The organism is Arthrobacter glacialis (assembly GCF_002909445.1).
GTDB classification, from domain to species: domain Bacteria; phylum Actinomycetota; class Actinomycetes; order Actinomycetales; family Micrococcaceae; genus Specibacter; species Specibacter glacialis.
Map to the genome: position 1 here is coordinate 191,739 of NZ_PPXC01000006.1, position 16,965 is coordinate 208,703.

At 62.3% G+C, this 16,965-nt stretch carries 18 protein-coding genes; 11 read left to right on the plus strand and 7 right to left on the minus strand.

Going from position 1 to position 16,965, the window contains the following annotated elements:
- Positions 1-53 precede the first annotated feature (53 nt).
- The gene (locus tag CVS27_RS09825; RefSeq protein WP_103465549.1) at positions 54-1,682 is read right to left on the minus strand and encodes an AMP-binding protein; all 1,629 of its coding nucleotides are present in this window, start codon (positions 1,680-1,682) and stop codon (positions 54-56) included.
- 65 nt (positions 1,683-1,747) lie between these two features.
- Between CVS27_RS09825 and CVS27_RS09830 the strand changes: the two genes are divergently transcribed.
- The 4 genes from CVS27_RS09830 (at position 1,748) to CVS27_RS09845 (ending at position 4,636) form a co-directional block, all read left to right on the plus strand.
- A complete protein-coding gene (locus CVS27_RS09830) occupies positions 1,748-2,419 on the plus strand; it encodes a DUF6226 family protein (protein WP_103465550.1) in 672 nt (223 codons plus the stop codon).
- A 102-nt stretch (positions 2,420-2,521) separates the two neighbouring features.
- Positions 2,522-3,064, plus strand: coding sequence for a DedA family protein (locus CVS27_RS09835; RefSeq protein ID WP_243400118.1), 543 nt, complete (start codon positions 2,522-2,524; stop codon positions 3,062-3,064).
- 46 nt (positions 3,065-3,110) lie between these two features.
- Entirely contained in the window at positions 3,111-3,932 is an 822-nt protein-coding gene (locus tag CVS27_RS09840) for a thioesterase family protein (protein ID WP_103465551.1), read from the plus strand.
- Positions 3,929-4,636: a lipoate--protein ligase family protein gene (locus CVS27_RS09845; RefSeq protein ID WP_103465552.1), complete on the plus strand. Its 708-nt coding sequence runs from the start codon at positions 3,929-3,931 to the stop codon at positions 4,634-4,636. The genes CVS27_RS09840 and CVS27_RS09845 overlap by 4 nt, the downstream gene beginning before the upstream one ends.
- Positions 4,637-4,650: 14 nt before the next feature.
- Here the strand turns inward: CVS27_RS09845 and CVS27_RS09850 are convergent, their stop codons facing one another.
- The 4 genes from CVS27_RS09850 to CVS27_RS20530 all read right to left on the minus strand — a co-directional run bounded on the left by CVS27_RS09850 (position 4,651) and on the right by CVS27_RS20530 (position 6,899).
- Entirely contained in the window at positions 4,651-5,271 is a 621-nt protein-coding gene (locus CVS27_RS09850; protein ID WP_103465553.1) for an MBL fold metallo-hydrolase, read from the minus strand.
- The gene (locus CVS27_RS09855; RefSeq protein WP_103465554.1) at positions 5,268-6,356 is read right to left on the minus strand and encodes an S-(hydroxymethyl)mycothiol dehydrogenase; all 1,089 of its coding nucleotides are present in this window, start codon (positions 6,354-6,356) and stop codon (positions 5,268-5,270) included. Before CVS27_RS09855 ends, CVS27_RS09850 begins: the two co-directional genes overlap by 4 nt.
- Before the next feature lie 92 nt (positions 6,357-6,448).
- Complete coding sequence (locus CVS27_RS09860) at positions 6,449-6,706, minus strand: mycoredoxin (protein WP_103465555.1); 258 nt, start codon at positions 6,704-6,706, stop codon at positions 6,449-6,451.
- A gap of 1 nt (position 6,707) precedes the next feature.
- Positions 6,708-6,899, minus strand: coding sequence for a hypothetical protein (locus tag CVS27_RS20530; RefSeq protein WP_133159084.1), 192 nt, complete (start codon positions 6,897-6,899; stop codon positions 6,708-6,710).
- A gap of 16 nt (positions 6,900-6,915) precedes the next feature.
- On the opposite strand from CVS27_RS20530, the gene CVS27_RS09865 reads away from it, so the two are divergent.
- A complete protein-coding gene (locus tag CVS27_RS09865; protein WP_243400119.1) occupies positions 6,916-7,650 on the plus strand; it encodes an SOS response-associated peptidase in 735 nt (244 codons plus the stop codon).
- On the opposite strand, the gene CVS27_RS09870 is transcribed toward CVS27_RS09865, so the two are convergent.
- Both CVS27_RS09870 and CVS27_RS09875 read right to left on the minus strand, forming a co-directional pair.
- Positions 7,647-8,069, minus strand: a complete 423-nt coding sequence (locus CVS27_RS09870; protein ID WP_103465556.1) for a VOC family protein — start codon at positions 8,067-8,069, stop codon at positions 7,647-7,649. The two genes, CVS27_RS09865 and CVS27_RS09870, sit on opposite strands and share 4 nt — an antisense overlap.
- Before the next feature lie 9 nt (positions 8,070-8,078).
- A complete protein-coding gene (locus tag CVS27_RS09875; RefSeq protein WP_103465557.1) occupies positions 8,079-8,585 on the minus strand; it encodes a GNAT family N-acetyltransferase in 507 nt (168 codons plus the stop codon).
- 274 nt (positions 8,586-8,859) lie between these two features.
- Between CVS27_RS09875 and CVS27_RS09880 the strand changes: the two genes are divergently transcribed.
- The 6 genes from CVS27_RS09880 to pdxS all read left to right on the plus strand — a co-directional run bounded on the left by CVS27_RS09880 (position 8,860) and on the right by pdxS (position 16,903).
- The gene (locus CVS27_RS09880; protein WP_103465558.1) at positions 8,860-9,192 is read left to right on the plus strand and encodes a DUF6504 family protein; all 333 of its coding nucleotides are present in this window, start codon (positions 8,860-8,862) and stop codon (positions 9,190-9,192) included.
- Positions 9,185-12,628 (plus strand): DNA polymerase III subunit alpha, encoded by a 3,444-nt coding sequence (locus tag CVS27_RS09885; RefSeq protein WP_243400120.1) that lies wholly within the window; start codon positions 9,185-9,187, stop codon positions 12,626-12,628. The genes CVS27_RS09880 and CVS27_RS09885 overlap by 8 nt, the downstream gene beginning before the upstream one ends.
- 42 nt (positions 12,629-12,670) lie before the next feature.
- On the plus strand, positions 12,671-14,677 hold the full coding sequence (gene thrS, locus CVS27_RS09890) for a threonine--tRNA ligase (RefSeq protein ID WP_370739496.1): 2,007 nt from the start codon (positions 12,671-12,673) through the stop codon (positions 14,675-14,677).
- Positions 14,674-15,279 carry an HIT family protein gene (locus CVS27_RS09895; RefSeq protein ID WP_103465561.1) on the plus strand — a complete coding sequence of 202 codons (606 nt, stop codon included), beginning with the start codon at positions 14,674-14,676 and terminating at the stop codon, positions 15,277-15,279. The genes thrS and CVS27_RS09895 overlap by 4 nt, the downstream gene beginning before the upstream one ends.
- Complete coding sequence (gene pgsA, locus CVS27_RS09900; RefSeq protein WP_103465562.1) at positions 15,269-15,895, plus strand: phosphatidylinositol phosphate synthase; 627 nt, start codon at positions 15,269-15,271, stop codon at positions 15,893-15,895. The genes CVS27_RS09895 and pgsA overlap by 11 nt, the downstream gene beginning before the upstream one ends.
- Before the next feature lie 105 nt (positions 15,896-16,000).
- Positions 16,001-16,903 carry a pyridoxal 5'-phosphate synthase lyase subunit PdxS gene (pdxS, locus tag CVS27_RS09905; RefSeq protein ID WP_103465563.1) on the plus strand — a complete coding sequence of 301 codons (903 nt, stop codon included), beginning with the start codon at positions 16,001-16,003 and terminating at the stop codon, positions 16,901-16,903.
- The last annotated feature ends 62 nt before the right edge of the window (positions 16,904-16,965 follow it).

A 16,965-nucleotide genomic window follows, 5' to 3' on the forward strand; every position in this document is an offset into this window, starting at 1 on the left:
AGTTTGGCAGACTGTCGGCGCGGAACGGCTAAGTTGGCACGCCGTCGTGCCTCCTAGAGCCCCAGCAGCTCCGTCGTGGCGGCGCGCATGTCCATTTTGCGCACCTTGCCCGTCACGGTCATGGGGAACTCGTTGACCACCAGAACGTAGCGCGGCACCTTGTGGCGGGACAGCTGGCCCTCGCAATAGGCGGCCACGGCGGCCTGATCCAGCGGCACTGCATCCGGCTTCATCATGATCCAGGCGCACAGCTCCTCACCGTACTTTTCATCCGGCACCCCAATGACCTGCACATCGGCAACATCCGGGTGCTGGTAGAGGAACTCCTCAATTTCGCGCGGGTACAGGTTTTCCCCGCCCCGAATCACCATGTCCTTGATCCGGCCCACGATGTTGACGTATCCGTCGCTGAACATGACCGCAAGATCACCCGTGTGCATCCACCGTTCAGCATCAATGGCGCCGGCCGTCTTCTCCGGATCATTCCAGTACCCCAGCATGACCGAGTACCCGCGCGTGCAAAATTCGCCGGTGGTGCCCCGCGTAACCGTAAGCCCGGTGGCCGGATCCACAATCTTGACCTCCAGATGCGGGTGCACCCGGCCCACGGTTTCGGTCCGATGCGCCACATCGTCGTCAGTCTGCGTCTGCATGGATACCGGTGACGTCTCAGTCATGCCGTACGCTATGGACACCTGCGCCATATGCATCTCCGCCATGCACCGCTTCATGACCTCCACGGGGCAGGGCGAGCCGGCCATGATCCCCGTGCGCAGGCTGGAGAGATCGTAGCTGGCAAAGTCGGGCAGGTTCAGTTCCGCAATGAACATGGTGGGCACGCCGTACAGGGCTGTGCAGTGCTCCTTCTGCACGGCCGCCAGCGTGGCTGCAGGATCGAAGGCCGCCGCCGGAATGATGATGGCGGCCCCGTGCGTGGTGGCACCCAAATTGCCCATGACCATGCCGAAGCAGTGGTAAAACGGCACTGGCAGGCAGAGCCTGTCCTGCTCGGTGAACTTGATGGTCTCCGTCACGAAGTAGCCGTTGTTCAGGATGTTGTGGTGGCTCAGTGTGGCACCCTTGGGGTAGCCGGTGGTGCCCGAGGTGTACTGGATGTTGATGGGATCGTTCGGGTTCAATCCCTCCATGGCATGTTCGACGGCGTCAGCGGCCACCGCCGACCCGCCCGCCACGAGTGCGTCCCAGGACTCAGTGCCGATGTAAACAACGTCCATCAGGTCTGCACATTCGGGCAGGACGGTCTCAATCATGGCGGCGTAGTCTGAGCTGCGGAACGCCGGCATTGCCACCAGCAGGCGCATGCCCGATTGCTGGGCGGCGTACTTGAGCTCGTGGGTCCGGTAGGCCGGGTTGACGTTGACCAGGATGGCTCCGATCTTGGCCGTGGCGTACTGGATGAGCACCCATTCGGGCACATTGGGCGCCCAGATGCCCACCCGATCACCCTTGCCCACCCCGGCGGCGAGCAAACCGCGGGCCAGGGCATCGACGTCGTGATTCAACTGCGCATAGCTCCAGCGGCGCCCCGACGGCACGTCCACCAGCGCCTCCCTGTCCGGGAAGCGGCCGGCTGTGCGAACAAAGTTGGCGCCAATCGTCTCATCCAAGAGGGAGGTGGAGGAGGGGCCGGACGTCTGGGACGGCTGAGCATCGTTGGTCATGCACTGATGCTAGCCCCGAACCGCTCAACTGTGCGCCATCTCACGCAGCTGGCTAGGGTGGTGACATGAGCGAAAGTTACCAGCGGCCCAGCATTGCCGCTACCGACTTCACGGCAGACGACGGCGCTGTCATTGAGTATGGGAATCGGTGGGGCATGGCCACCAAGCCGGACGAGGCGTACGGCCGGGTGAGTCATCCGGAGAGGTTCGCGGGCCTGCATGCGGTGGCTGATGCGCTCCTTGGGCATCTTCGTGCCAACTACGGCTGCGTGATTGAGGAAGGGCTGGCGCTCGTACCGCAACAAGGTGGCATGGGGAACCAAGAGGTCACCTCAGTTCGCGCCGTCAGGATCACCCCGTCAACCCCGGACGCGGCCCCGCTCATCTTTGAATACCTGGATTTTCCGTCCGTGCAGGTCCACGCCGGATTGTTGCATGCTGCCCCGGCGCCAACCTGTGGCTGTGATGCCTGTGATGAAACGCTGGACACCGCAGCCGATGAACTGGAACGGGTGGTCCTTGCCGTTGCCGCCGGAGAGTACAAGGAGTGGTTTACGGGCGGGTTCAGCCCGGCCCTGCACATGAGCATCACATTTCCCGGGGGTAGCAGCAGCTCGGCCGGGCCGCTACGGTTCAGCAGCCTGCCCAGAGAGCGTATCAAGGCAGCGCGGGCTGTGTTCAAAACGCTTCCCGGCGGCTGGCGGCCGTGGCCCGCGCGAGCAGTGTCACCCCACTGAAATTAACCCAACCGCGCTGCCCTTCGATAAGCTAAGGTAAGACTAATAGCTCAGGATTCTGTAGCTATATTATTTTGATGGCCCAGGAGGTAGCACGCGCTCATGATGGACAGCATCGTCTCCCTGCCTTTCATCTGGGCCTTTCTGATCCTCTTTGCCATTGTCATGCTGCGCTCCAACGCCACGTATTGGGCAGGCCGTGGCCTGGCCGCCGGCGGACGCAAGACAAAGCTGCAAAAGCACCTGGACTCCCCGGCAGTCTTGCGGGCAGAAAAAATCATTGCCCGCTGGGGCGCTCCGGCCGTGAGCGTGAGTTTTTTGACCATCGGCGTGCAAACAGCCATCAACACTGCTGCCGGTCTGGGCCGCATGCCCCTGCGCCGCTACATCCCGGCCACAGTGATTGGTTCCATAGCCTGGGCCACCATCTACGCGACCATTGGCCTTGCCGCCTTTGACGCGGCCCTGGCCGCAGCCGCCGGATCACCCCTGGCCCTCATTGGCCTGGTGCTGCTGGCCGGCGTGGCTGTCTTGAGCATTCACCTGTTCCGCGTATCCCGAACCCGCAAGTTGGACAAGAGCGCCCTGGAAGATTGCCCCGCAATCACACCAGAAGCTGTCAACCCCGCAACACAGCAGGCCTAACCACCCATTTGGGTTACCCGGCAAGGCTGCCGGTAGAGTCATAGCCATGCCGGAGAACACAACGCAGTGCGCCGCTGAGGTGACATCGTACTACCGCCATCTGGGTGAAAACCGCTACGAGTCAACCATTCACGCCCAAGGTGCCTGGAACACGCACGAACAGCACATGGCCCCCGTGACGGGCATCATGGTTCATGCCCTGGAACAGTTTGAGCCCCGCGCGGACATGCGCCTGGCCCGCTTGAGCTTCGACATCCTGGGGCTGATTCCGGCCGGTGCATTCACCATTGACACAACACTTTTGCGTCCCGGAAAAACCATTGAACTCCTGCAGGCGGAACTGGTTGCCGAGGGGCGCGTAGCGGTCCGTGTCACGGCCTGGCGGTTGCAAACCAATGACACCTCAGCCGTTGAAGCCTACGAAGATGAGCCCATGGACAGCTTGGAAAGCTCAGTGCCCTGGGACGGGTTGAGCAGCTGGCCCGGCGGCTTCATCAAGTCCGTGCAGGGCCGCTCCCATCCCGACCACCGGCCCGGTCGCGGACGTGCCTGGCTGCACAGCCCCTACACCATGCTCGACGGCGGTGAACACTCCTCGGCGCTGGTGCGCCTCCTGGGACTGGCCGACAGCGCCAATGGCGTGTCGGCGCGTATGGCTCCGGTTCCCGGGGGCTTCATGTTTCCCAACGTTGACCTCTCCATCCACATTTACCGTGAACCTGTGGGTGAGTGGCTGGGACTGGACACCCATGTGACCATTGCCGGGGACGGCATCGGGCTGACGTCTTCAGTGCTCAATGACATCAATGGCCCCTTTGCGCGAACGGAACAGATCTTGACCATCCGACCCATCCCGCACCGCCCATGAGCGCCATGATGGCCCCGTTGCTGGAAGTCCACCGCCAGCTGCATAATCTGGGCGCCGAAGCCGATCTCAATTACGCCCTGGAGCTGTTGGCCAGAGTGAAAACCGGCGACCAAGCTGACATGCTCCGGCTCTACCGCCCGGAGCCCACAGTGGCCTTTGGGCAGCGCGACACCAGGCTTGAGGGGTTCAGTCACGCCGAACAGGTCTCCCGGGAACACGGCTTCGTGCCTGCAGTGCGCAAGGCAGGCGGCCGGGCAGCCGCCTACCACCAGGGCACACTGGTGGTGGATCACCTGCAACGCGAGGATGACGCCATTGCCGGGGCCAAGGCGAGGTTTGGCTTCTTTGGGGACCTGTTTGCCCAAGCTCTGCGAAGTCTGGGCGTGGATGCCGCCGTGGGCGAAATTCCAGGGGAGTACTGCCCGGGCGAATTCAGTGTGTACGGCAGCGGCCCGGCCGGGCGGATCAAGCTCGTGGGCACGGCCCAACGCGTGGTCTCGGGTGCGTGGCTGTTCAGCTCGGTGATTGTTGTGGAGAATTCGGCACCCATACGCAGCGTCCTCACCGGCACCTATGCTGCCCTCGGCTTGGAATGGGATCCTGCCACTGCCGGCGCTGCGCAGGATCTGATTCCAGAGATCACAGTGGACGATGTGGAAGACGCTGTGTTGGCCGCTTACGCAGCCCACACAGCGCTTTCGTGATTCCCGCCAATAAGTTACTGCCCGGCAGTCAAGATCCCTGGAGTTTCGGCGGCAATGGTGGTTGAATCGCCGTGACCGGTGTTCACCACCGTCTCCGGTGGCAGGGTCAGCAACCGCTCCTTGATGGAGGCAACGATGGTGGGGAAGTCGCTGTAGGAGCGCCCTGTTGCCCCGGGCCCGCCGTTGAACAAGGTGTCGCCGGTGAAAACAGTGCCCAGCGACTCGGCATAGAAACATGTCGACCCGGGGGAGTGCCCGGGAGTGTGCAGGGCCGTCAGCACGGTGCCCGCCACCTCAAAGGCGTCGCCGTCGGCGATGGTGGCATCCGGGGCGGTGCCTGGGAAAATGTGCTCCCACAGCATTTGGTCCGCCGGGTTCATGAACACGGGAGCCCCCACCAGGTCGGCAAAGTCGCGGGCGAAGCGGATGTGGTCGTCATGGCCGTGCGTCAGCAAAACCGCCTTGACGGTGCGTTCCCCCACAGCCTCCTTGATGGCGCCGGGGTTGTGGGCGGGGTCGATCACATAGACCTGCGCGTCGTCACCCACCAACCACACGTTGTTGTCCACGTCCCAGGTGCCGCCGTCGAGCGAGAAAGTTCCTGAGGTCACCAGGCGCTCAATGCGGGCGCTCATGCGAACTCCACCACCGATCGCAGCACTGAGCCCTGGCCCATTTTGCTGAACGCTGCCTCAATGTCGTTGATGGTGATGCGTTCGCTCACAAAGGCGTCCAAATCCAGTTTGCCCTGCTTGTACAACTCAACCAGCATGGGGAAATCACGCGAAGGCAGGGCGTCGCCGTACCAGGACGACTTCAGGGACCCGCCGCGGCCAAACACATCCAGCAGTGGCAGTTCCAGCGTCATCTCCGGGGTGGGCACACCCACCAGCACCACGGTGCCGGCAAGGTCGCGGGCGTAGAACGCCTGCTTGTACGTTTCGGGACGTCCGACGGCGTCAATCACCACATCTGCCCCGAACCCGCCGGTGTGGTTCTGAATGGCGAGCACGGCGTCCTCCTGGGAGGAATCCACCGTGTGCGTGGCCCCGAGTGCAAGGGCGGCTTCCAGCTTCTTGGGATCGCGGTCAACGGCAACGATGGTGGTGGCGCCGGCAAGTGCTGCCCCGGCAATGGCCGCCGAGCCCACGCCGCCGCAGCCGATCACGGCCACGGAGTCGCCGCGCTTCACGCCGCCGGTGTTGATGGCCGCGCCGATGCCTGCCATGACGCCGCAGCCCAGCAGACCCACAGCTCCCGGGTCAACGTCCGGATCAACCTTGGTGCATTGCCCGGCCGCCACGAGGGTCTTCTCAATGAAGGCGCCAATGCCCAGTGCGGGGGAGAGGACGGTGCCGTCCTCGAGCGTCATCTTCTGCGTGGCGTTGGCCGTATTGAAGCAGTACTGGGCCTGGCCCTTGGCGCACGCCCGGCAGGTGCCGCAAACAGCGCGCCAGTTCAGGATGACCCTGTCGCCTGGAACCACGTTGGTGACCCCGGCACCCACGGCGCTGACTACACCTGTAGCCTCATGGCCCAGCAGGAACGGGAAGTCATCGCTGATCCCGCCCTGCTTGTAGTGCAAGTCAGTATGGCAAACACCGCTGGTCAAGATGTCCACGAGCGCTTCACCCGGTCCCGGATCCGGGACCAGGATGGTTTCGATTGTGACGGCCGCGTCCTTGCTCAGGACTACTGCGCCTTTGACCTTGTGCACCATGGAAGAGCTCCTAGAATCCGTTGATGTTCCGCCTTGCGGAACATCAAAATGAGGTTCCTGACAGGCTACACGGCTTCATGAGCCGGCTGTGACTAGGCGGCAAGCCTGGCTACAACATCCTTCAAGGAGGGGTTGGTTGCTGCTGAGCCGTCCGGGAACAACACGGTGGGGACTGTCTGGTTGCCGTCATTGAGGCTTTCAACGAGCTCGGCCGTACCCGGAACATCTTCGATGTTGATCTCGGTGTAGCCGATTCCTTCGGCGTCCAGCTGCTTCTTCAGGCGCTTGCAATAGCCGCACCACGTGGTGGAAAACATGGTGATGCTGCCAGCGTCGGGGGTGAAATCCACGTCAAATACTCCTTGAAAGAAAAGTCTTGTTGAATGCTACTGGTGACAACGCTACCGGGTGGAGGGGATATTCCTCATCTTGTGTCACATGCATGGCCTGCGCCGCCGGAACAGTCTGTGCCACTGGTCTTGCCGCGCTGCTTGTGGGCAGGTTCTGCGCCGAAGCGGCAGTTTGTGCCACCATGGATTCCATGTGTGGACGATACGTAATGGCCAGGGCAGTGGGCGATTTGGTGGCGGAGCTGGAAGCGGAGGCAGAGGCGTCCCTTGAGCTGAGGGCCTCCTACAACGTTGCCCCCACCACGGATGTGCCCATTGTGCTGGAGCGGCTCATTGACGGCGAGGTCCACCGGCAGATCCATGTTGCCAAATGGGGGTTGGTGCCGGGCTGGGCCAAGGACCCAAGCGTGGGTGTGCGGGCCTTCAACGCGCGCAGTGAAACCGTGGCGGAGAAGCCAACGTTCCGCTCAGCCTTGAAATCGAAGCGGTGCGGCGTGCCCGTGCAGGGCTACTACGAATGGAAAAAGTCGGCCGACGGGAAGAGCAAGCAGCCGTATTTTGTGCACAGTGCGGACGGCTCACTCATTACCTTTGCCGGGCTTTATGAATGGTGGAAGGACCCCAGCAAGGAAAACGGGGCGCCCGATCAGTGGCTGCTGTCCGCCAGCATCATCACCATGGCATCGCCACCTGAGGGTGAACTGGCCACATTGCACGACAGGCTGCCGGTGCCTCTGACGGCAAAAGGTCTGGCCGAATGGCTCAACCCGCAGGCAGAAACGCCGGCACAACTGCTGGAGATGGTCTTGGCGGATGCCTACGGGCAGGCTGCCAGCTGGGTGCTGGATCCGGTCGGCGCCGCTGTGGGCAATGTGCGCAATGACAACCCCGGACTCATCGAGCCCATCGAGCCCATCGCGCTCCAGGGGCCGGGTCCCGGCTAGACGGTGACGTTTCCGGCGTCGTCCACGGCCCAGGTGGGATTGAAGGCAACTTCCCAGCGGAAGCCGTCAGGATCGGCAAAATAACCGCTGTAGCCGCCCCAAGGCTGCTGCGCGGCAGGATGGTCCACGACGGCGCCCGCCGCAACCGCCTGCGCCAAGACGGCGTCGACCTCGGCAACACTGCCAACGTTGTGGCTCAGTGTGATGGGAGGGACGCCGTCGGAAGGCTCAACACCCAATTCGGCGGCCATGGCTTCACGGCTCCACAGCGACAAAATGAGCCCATGGTTCAGCTGCAGGAAGATGACCTGGCCTGGCACCTCCTGATGCGCCGTCCAGCCCAAGCCTGTGAGATAGAACTCACGGGAGCGTTCCACTGTGTGGACTCCCAAGGAAATAAACGTCAGCCGCTGCTCCATGGTGAAGCTTTAGTCCTCGGTGTCTTCGGGAGACCAGCGGTGGAAGTCCAGAGACAGGTACAGGGCAAGGGCTGCGGAATTGGTGGCTTCCACCCGTAGGGCCACATCTGCCTTGCCCTCGTTGAACAAGGTGTCCATGGTGGTAAGTACCAAGTCCTCGGCCAAGCCCCGGCGGCGGTGCTCACGGTCAGTGATCAGTTCAATGATGAAAGGTGCATCGGGAGTGTCGTCACCGATGGCGTGTTCCACCACCAGCACCGCTGCAACGATTTTGCCGTTTTCATCCAGTGCCACGTGGGAGGCATTGGGGAGGAAATGGCCGTATTTGCCGGCCCAGGATGCCTGGATGTCCGCCAAGGCAACTTCGATCGAATCGCCGGCGGCACCGGCGTCGTAGGCGGTGAAGTACAGCTCACCGAGGCGTTGGAGATCTGATTCCTGCACAGTACGGGAAGCCATCTTGAGCTCCCGTTCCAACGGATTGGTCTTAGCGATGAGGGTGACCATGTCAGTCATGGAACGCTCCTTCAAAAATCGTGGTGACGCCGTCAGGGAGACTAGGCCAATGGCCATAAGGCCATGCTAGACGCCAGTTGCGTTGTCAGCTATCTACATAACGCTTTAAGCGCAGAACAAATGTCCGCGCAGGCGTTTCTTCCCAATGGGCGGGTTACGTTCCGCGTGAAACTGAGCGTACACTTAAATCTATTCGGATATATGTACTAATAAGCCATTCGGATCAAGAATATGATGCTGAGTTGGTATTGCCGGGTGGAGGTGGAGTGCACGCATGGGCACGTTTAGCGAGTCAGTCAATGTGGTGCGCTCAGCCGAGGGGGCGCTGGTGCAGCTGTGGTGGCGCGGACGGCTCTATGACCTGGCCGCCGAACCATTGTGTTGGTATGAACGGCGGCCCTGGTGGGAAAGTGAGACCCGCATGCGGCCTGGCGAGGGAGTGGGGTACGTGGACACCCAAATGTGGCGGGTGCAAGTGCGTCAGGATGGCGCAACGGAGTTGTTGACCTTGGATCTGGTGAGGTACCGGCCCAGTGACCGTTGGCGCGTCATAAAAATCCATGACGCGCTGGATGAGAAATTTAAGGAGCTGCAGGAGGGTGCGTAACTTTGTCCATTTGCACTGCGCCTCAGCCTTCAGCGCCCACTATGGGGTTTCCTGGCCTGATGACTTGGCCCAGGCTGCGGCGGCAGACGGCGCCAACGCGCTTGCTATCACCGACAGGGATGGGCTCTATGGCGCCGTTAAACATGTCAAGGCCTGCAGGGCTGCCGGGATTGACCCCCTTGTAGGGGTTGACCTTGCCGTGTTGGAAGAGGGGCAAAACGGTCTGGAAGTGGCGGGGCGTGTGGTGATCCTGGCCCACGGCGGGGGATTCGTGGCTCCGGGCGCAGGTTACGGCGCCCTGTGCCGCCTCATTTCGGCCGCGCATGACCAGCCCCGGGGGCTGGTGGGCATCACCCTGGCCCAACTGGCTGCAGCCGTGCTGGATCCGGCTTCCGGCAGGGCAGTCTTAACAGTCTTGCTGGGTCCTGGTTCTCCCGTGGGCAGGGCGCTGAACGGGCGCAAGTATCTGCTGCCGCGCACCAAATTCCTTTCGTGGCGCAATGCCATGCCAGTGGGATCCCTTGTGGTGGAAATCCTGAGCCGCCTGAGCGCTCCCGGTGCGCCCATGAGCACATCCCATGCTGTGCGGATGCTGAAATTGGCGCAGGAGTTTGATGTGCCGGCCGTTTTGAGCAACGCCGTGCGCTACAGCTGTGAAGACGATGCGCCAACGGCGGATGTCTTGGATGCTGCCAGGAACATCTCGCCCCTGGAGAAGCTCAATGACTTGCAACCCACGGGGCAGGCCTGGCTTAAAAATGCTGCCCAGATGCAGTCCGTGGCGCAGGAGATTGTTCACCAGGGCGGCTATGGCAGTGCCGAGCTGAGGCAGTTGTGGTCCAACACGGAACAATTGGCGGACAAGTGCAGGCTTGACCCTGCAGCGGATCTTGGCTGGAAGCAGCCCAAAACCCCCGAGTCTCAAGTGTTGGGTTTGACGCAGCCAGCCGGCATGGAGCTGCGCCAACGCACGGAAGCGGGGCTGAACCAGCGCTTTGGGGGACTCCCGGGCAAAAAGCTGCTGGAGGTGCGCGGCAGGCTCGAGACGGAGCTGGCCACCATTAGTGGTCTGGGTTTCGATTCCTACTTTCTTACTGTGGCCGAGGTCTCGGAGATGATCAAGGACATGGGGGTGCGCCGGGCGGCGCGAGGGTCCGGGGCGTCGTCCCTGGTCAACTATCTGCTGGGCATCAGCGCGGTGGACCCCATAGCCAATGACCTGCTCTTTGAACGGTTCCTCTCCCTGGACAGGTCAACGCTGCCGGACATTGACCTTGATGTGGAAAGCGCGGAACGCCACAACGTATACAGACGCATCTTTGAGCGTTTCGGCTCAAAACGGGTCACCCTGATGAGCATGCAAAACAGCTACCGTGCCCGCGGCGCTGTCAGGGATGCCGGGCTGGCGCTGGGCATGGACAAGGCTGATATTGACCAAATCGCCAAACAGCTGTGGCGGTTTTCGGCAGGATCCTTCAGGGAGGCGCTGGAGGAGAAGCCTGAGCTGCGCGATTTTGCCGCACAGGTGGAAAACTCCCGCCATGCGCAAGGAGGCGCCCAGCTGGATCTGCTGGTTGACCTCACCGAACGCCTGGACAGTTTGCCCAGGCACATTTCCATGCACCCCTGCGGGGTGATCCTGGGGGATTCGTCCTTATTGAACAGGACACCTGTGCAGCCGAGCGGGCTGGGCCTGCCCATGAGTCAATTTGATAAGCACGACATGGATGCCATGGGCATGCTCAAACTCGATGTGCTGGGTGTGCGCATGCAAAGCGCCATGGCCTATGCCGTGCGGGAAATCATCCGGCTGCACCCTTCCAAGGAGGCCGTTGCCGCTGAGGGCGGGCACCACCCGGCGGCGCCGTTCATCAACGAGGGGGGTGGCATTGATCTTGATGCCGTCCCGTTCGACGACGAACCCACCTTTGAGTTGATCCGCAGCACCCACACGCTGGGGTGTTTCCAGATTGAGTCCCCGGGCCAGCGTGAACTGGTGGGCAAGATGGCGCCCACCGAGTTCAGCGATCTGGTCATTGACATTTCCTTGTTCAGGCCCGGCCCCATGAAATCAAATATGGTGAAACCGTTCTTGGAAAACAGGGCGGGCTTCACCCCCGCCCACTACGCGCACCCGGATCTGATACCGGCCCTTGCGGAGACACACGGGGTGACGGTTTTTCATGAACAGGTGCTGCGAACCTTCAGTGTCATGACCAAATGCACCCTGTCCCGCGCGGACGAGTTTCGGCGTGGGCTGGGAAAGCCCGGCGTGGAACCAGCCATCGAAAAGTACTTCAGGGAACACTCCACTGCGCACGGTTACAGCACGGCTGTCATTGATGAGGTGTGGGAGACGCTGAAGGCTTTTGGCAGTTTTGGCTTCTGCAAGGCCCATGGGGCTGCCTTTGCTGTTCCCACCTACCAGTCGGCCTGGCTGAAGGCGCACCATCCAGCCGAGTTTCTGACGGGGTTGTGGGAGCACGATCCCGGCATGTATCCGCGGCGCCTGCTGGTGGCTGAGGCCAGGCGCCTGGGCATCCCCATCCTGCCGCTGGACATCAACGCCAGTGGCGGCCAGTACAGTGCCGAGCGGACAGCCAGCAACGTGACAGGTATTCGCATGAGCCTGGCCGGGGTGTATGGGCTCTCCGGGACGGAACTGAAAAGGATCCTCCACGGCCAGCCTTATGACTCGCTGGCTGATCTGCGTGATCGGGCCAAGCTGAGCCGGCCCGCGTTGAAGCGGCTTGCCCAGCTCGGCGCCCTGGATTCCCTGCACCACCAGGCACAACGCCTTACCGGCAATACGGCAAACCGTGCCGACCTCATAGCCCACGTCAACAGCCTCCCTGCCGGCAAGGGCAGCAAGCGCAACCATCCCATTGCGGGCCAGTTGCACCTGCCCCTGGAGGATGTGGAGTTAGGGGCGCTGCCGGCTGTGCATCCGGCGGCCAGCATGGCGGAGACGGTACGCACCGAACTTGACCTGTTGTCCATGGACGTGAGCGATCACCTGATGGGAAGTTACGCACCTCTTCTGGAACACTTGGGGGTCAGCCGGGCTGACCAGCTGCTGGGCATGCGCAACAACAGTGAGGTTTTGGTGGCAGGGGTGCGGGTGGCCACGCAAACGCCACCCATGCGGGGCGGGAAACGGGTGGTGTTTATCAGCATTGACGACGGCACCGGGTGTGTGGACGCCACCTTCTTTTCCGAGGCGCAGGAAAAGTCGGGGCCCCTGCTTTTTGGCACCAGGATGCTCCTGATCCGGGGGTTGACGCGGCGAACAGGACCACGGGGAATCACTGTTCAGGCGTTGGAGGCCTGGGATTTGCAAAACACACCCCTGCTCCCGGCGCCGCCCGTGTTGGAAGGGGTCCCACCAACCCGATACCATCAAAGAGGCTCACAGCAACCCCCGTATGTTGCTTAGACATGGAGCCACACAGGACAAAACAAGGAGTTAAACGTGCCAGTGGATACACAAATCACCATCAAGGTCGAGGGCGTCGCGACTTCGGTGGCCACCGGCACCACCGGCGCGGAGCTGTTCTTTGAACGCCGCGAAGTAATTGTCATGCGCGTGGACGGGGTCTTGAAGGACCTCTCGGCAGTGCTGGAAGCAGACGCTTCCGTGGAGCCCGTTGCCATTGATTCCCCCGACGGCCTGGACGTTTTGCGTCACTCAACAGCCCACGTCATGGCCCAGGCCGTGCAGGCGTTGCGCCCCGACGCCAAATTGGGCATCGGGCCGTACATCACCGACGGTTTCTACTTTGATTTTGACGTAGCCGAGCCCTTCACACCCGAGGATCTGAAGACCCTTGAGAAGATGATGCTCAAGATCGTCAACCAAAACCAAAAGTTTGCCCGCCGCGTGGTCACCGAGGACGAAGCCCGCGTTGCCATGGCCAACGAGCCGTACAAGCTGGAGCTTTTGGGCAAGAAAAACGATGACGCTGCCGACTCCGCCGAAGGTGTGAACATTGAAGTGGGTGCTGGCGAGATCACCATCTACGAAAACGTTGACCGCAAGAGCGGCGAGGCAGTGTGGTGCGATCTGTGCCGCGGCCCGCACCTGCAAAACACGAAACTCATCTCCAACGCCTTTGCGTTGACCCGCACCTCCGCGGCCTACTGGCTGGGCAACCAGAACAACCAGCAGCTGCAGCGCATCTACGGCACGGCCTGGCCCACCAAGGAAGCCCTGAAGGCTTACCAGGAGCGCATCGCCGAGGCCGAGCGCCGCGACCACCGCAAGCTGGGCGTCGAGCTGGACCTGTTCTCCTTCCCCGACGAGCTGGGCTCCGGCCTGCCGGTGTTCCACCCCAAGGGCGGAATCATCCGCAAGGAGATGGAAGACTACTCGCGCAAGCGCCACGTCGAGGCCGGCTACGACTTCGTCTACACACCGCACATCACCAAGGGCCACCTCTACGAGGTCTCCGGCCACCTTGACTGGTACCGCGACGGCATGTTCCCGCCCATGCACGTTGATGCTGAGCTGAATGAGGACGGCACGGTGCGCAAGCCCGGCCAGGACTACTTCCTCAAGCCCATGAACTGCCCCATGCACAACCTGATCTTCCGCTCACGCGGCCGCTCCTACCGCGAACTGCCGCTACGCCTGTTCGAATTCGGCTCGGTGTACCGCTACGAGAAGTCAGGCGTGGTGCACGGCCTGACGCGCGTGCGCGGCATGACACAGGATGACGCCCACATCTACTGCACCAAGGAGCAGATGAAGGATGAGCTCACCGAGACGCTGAATTTTGTCCTCTCACTGCTCAAGGATTACGGCCTGGAGGACTTCTACCTGGAGCTCTCCACGAAGAACCCGGAGAAGTTCGTCGGCGACGACGACGTCTGGGACGAGGCCACGCGCACGCTGGCAGAGGTTGCCGAGGCCTCCGGCCTGGAACTCGTCGCCGATCCCGGTGGAGCCGCGTTCTACGGCCCCAAGATCTCCGTGCAGGCCAAGGACGCCCTGGGCCGCACCTGGCAGATGTCCACCATCCAGCTGGACTTCAACCTGCCCGAGCGTTTTGAACTGGAATACCAGGCAGCCGACGGCACCCGCCAGCGCCCCGTCATGATCCACCGTGCGCTGTTCGGCTCGGTGGAGCGTTTCATGGGTGTTCTGACCGAGCACTACGCCGGCGCCTTCCCGGCCTGGCTCTCACCCGTCCAGGTGGTGGCCATCCCGGTTGCCGAGGCGTTCAACGACTACATGTACGACGTCGTCGCTCAGCTGAAGAAGGCCGGCATCCGTGCCGAGGTGGACATCTCCAGCGACCGTTTCCCGAAGAAGATCCGCACCGCCAGCAAGGACAAAGTTCCCTTTGTACTGATTGCCGGTGGCGACGACGCCGATGCCAACGCTGTGTCCTTCCGTTTCCGTGACGGCAGCCAGGACAACGGGGTGCCCGTGTCCGAGGCCGTGTCCCGCATTGTTGAAGCCGTTAGGAACCGCACGGCGTGAGTGAAATCGGTGGGGCGCCCGAGCCCGTTGTGGACAATTTTGAACTCCCCGGGGTTCCGGATGCCTTTCAACGTCTGTGGACGCCCCACCGCCTTGCCTACGTCAAAGGCGGGCAGGACCATGTCACGGGCAGCCACAACTGCCCGTTCTGTGAGGCCCCATCGCGCAGCGATGAGGATTCCCTCATCGTCCACCGCGGCGAACTAGCCTTTGTGGTGCTCAATCTCTACCCGTACAACCCGGGCCACCTGCTGGTGTGCCCCTACCGCCATGTGCCTGACTACACGGACCTGACCTTGGCGGAGACGGCCGAGTTTGCCGCACTGACGCAGCAGGGCATGCAGGTAATGCGTGCCGTGTCCAACCCCTCCGGCTTCAACCTGGGCATGAACCAGGGTGTCACCGGCGGCGCCGGCATAGCCGCCCACCTGCACCAGCACATTGTGCCGCGGTGGGGCGGGGATGGGAATTTCATGCCCATCATCGCCGGCACCAAGGCCATCACACAAACTCTTGATGACGTGCGCCAGCAAGTGTCTGCGGCGTGGGCAGCGGCTGGAAAATACACGCACACGCCCGAAAAGGACAGCGATGCTAAATAAGTACGCTCGCGCGCTTTTTGCCGCGATCTTTACCCCCGTCGCCGCCTTTTTGGTGCGCTTGAAAGTTTCCCCTGACGCGGTCACCATCATCGGCACCCTGGGTGTGGCGGCCGGCGCCTTGATCGGCTACCCACTGGGCGAATTGTTCTGGGGCACGGTGGTCATCACTGTGTTTGTCTTCTCGGACATCGTTGACGGGCTCATGGCTCGCATGCTGGGCCGCTCCGGCCCGTGGGGGGCCTTCCTGGACTCCACCCTGGACAGGGTGGGGGATGGGGCCGTCTTTGCCGGCATCGTCATCTGGTTCTACACCGGTGGCAACAACCATTTCATCGCCGCCATGGCGCTGACGTGCCTGGTGCTTGGCTCCATCGTCTCTTACGCCAAGGCGCGGGCCGAAGGTCTGGGCATGACCGCCAACGTTGGCATCGCGGAGCGCTCGGACAGGCTGGTGGTGGTGCTGGTGGCGACCGGGTTGGTAGGCCTGGGCATCCCCGAAACCGTGCTCGCCGTCGTACTTGTTTTGCTGGCTGTGGCCAGCCTGGTCACGGTGGTCCAAAGGGTGGGAACGGTGCGCAGGCAGGCCCTGGCGCAGGACCTGCACAGCGGACAGTAACACTCGTTTAAAAGGCGGGAAACCCCCGGAATAGAATGATCCTGGCTGTGCGACGCATCACGTGCACAGTGACTCTTTTTTCATTCCTTTCCAGAGGGGTTTTTTGTGTCTACACCCGAAGCAACACCCGTGACCGGCAGCAGCCGTGTCAAGCGCGGCATGGCCGAAATGCTCAAGGGCGGCGTCATCATGGACGTGGTCAACGTTGAACAAGCCAAGATCGCTGAAGATGCCGGCGCCGTGGCCGTCATGGCTTTGGAGCGCGTCCCTGCGGACATCCGCGCCCAGGGCGGCGTTTCCCGCGCCAGCGACCCGGACATGATTGACGCCATCATTGCCGCCGTGTCCATCCCCGTCATGGCCAAGGCCCGCATTGGCCACTTCGTTGAGGCCCAGGTCTTGGAGTCCTTGGGCGTTGACTACATTGATGAGTCCGAGGTTCTGACCCCGGCCGACTACGAGCACCACATCGACAAGTGGAACTTCAAGGTTCCCTTTGTTTGCGGTGCAACGAACCTGGGCGAGGCCCTGCGCCGCATCAATGAAGGTGCTGCCATGATCCGCTCCAAGGGCGAGGCCGGCACCGGCGATGTTTCCAACGCCACGGGCCACATGCGCAAGATCCGCACCCAGATCGCCCAGTTGGCTGCCCTGCCCGAGGACGAGCTGTACGTTGCCGCCAAGGAACTGCAGGCCCCGTACGAGCTCGTCAAGGAAGTTGCCGCCACCGGCAAGCTCCCCGTGGTCATGTTCACCGCCGGCGGCATCGCCACCCCGGCCGACGCTGCCATGATGATGCAGCTCGGCGCCGACGGCGTCTTCGTGGGCTCCGGCATCTTCAAGTCAGGCAACCCGGCGCAGCGTGCTGCAGCGGTAGTCAAGGCAACCACGTTCTTCGACGACGCCAAGATCATCGCCGACGTCTCCCGCGGCCTCGGTGAGGCAATGGTGGGCATCAACGTTGCCGACATCCCCGAGCCGCACCGTTTGGCTGAGCGAGGCTGGTAACACCCGCTGTTTGATTCACCGCACCGGTGACCGGGCCTGCTTTTCCGGTGATCGAGCCTGTC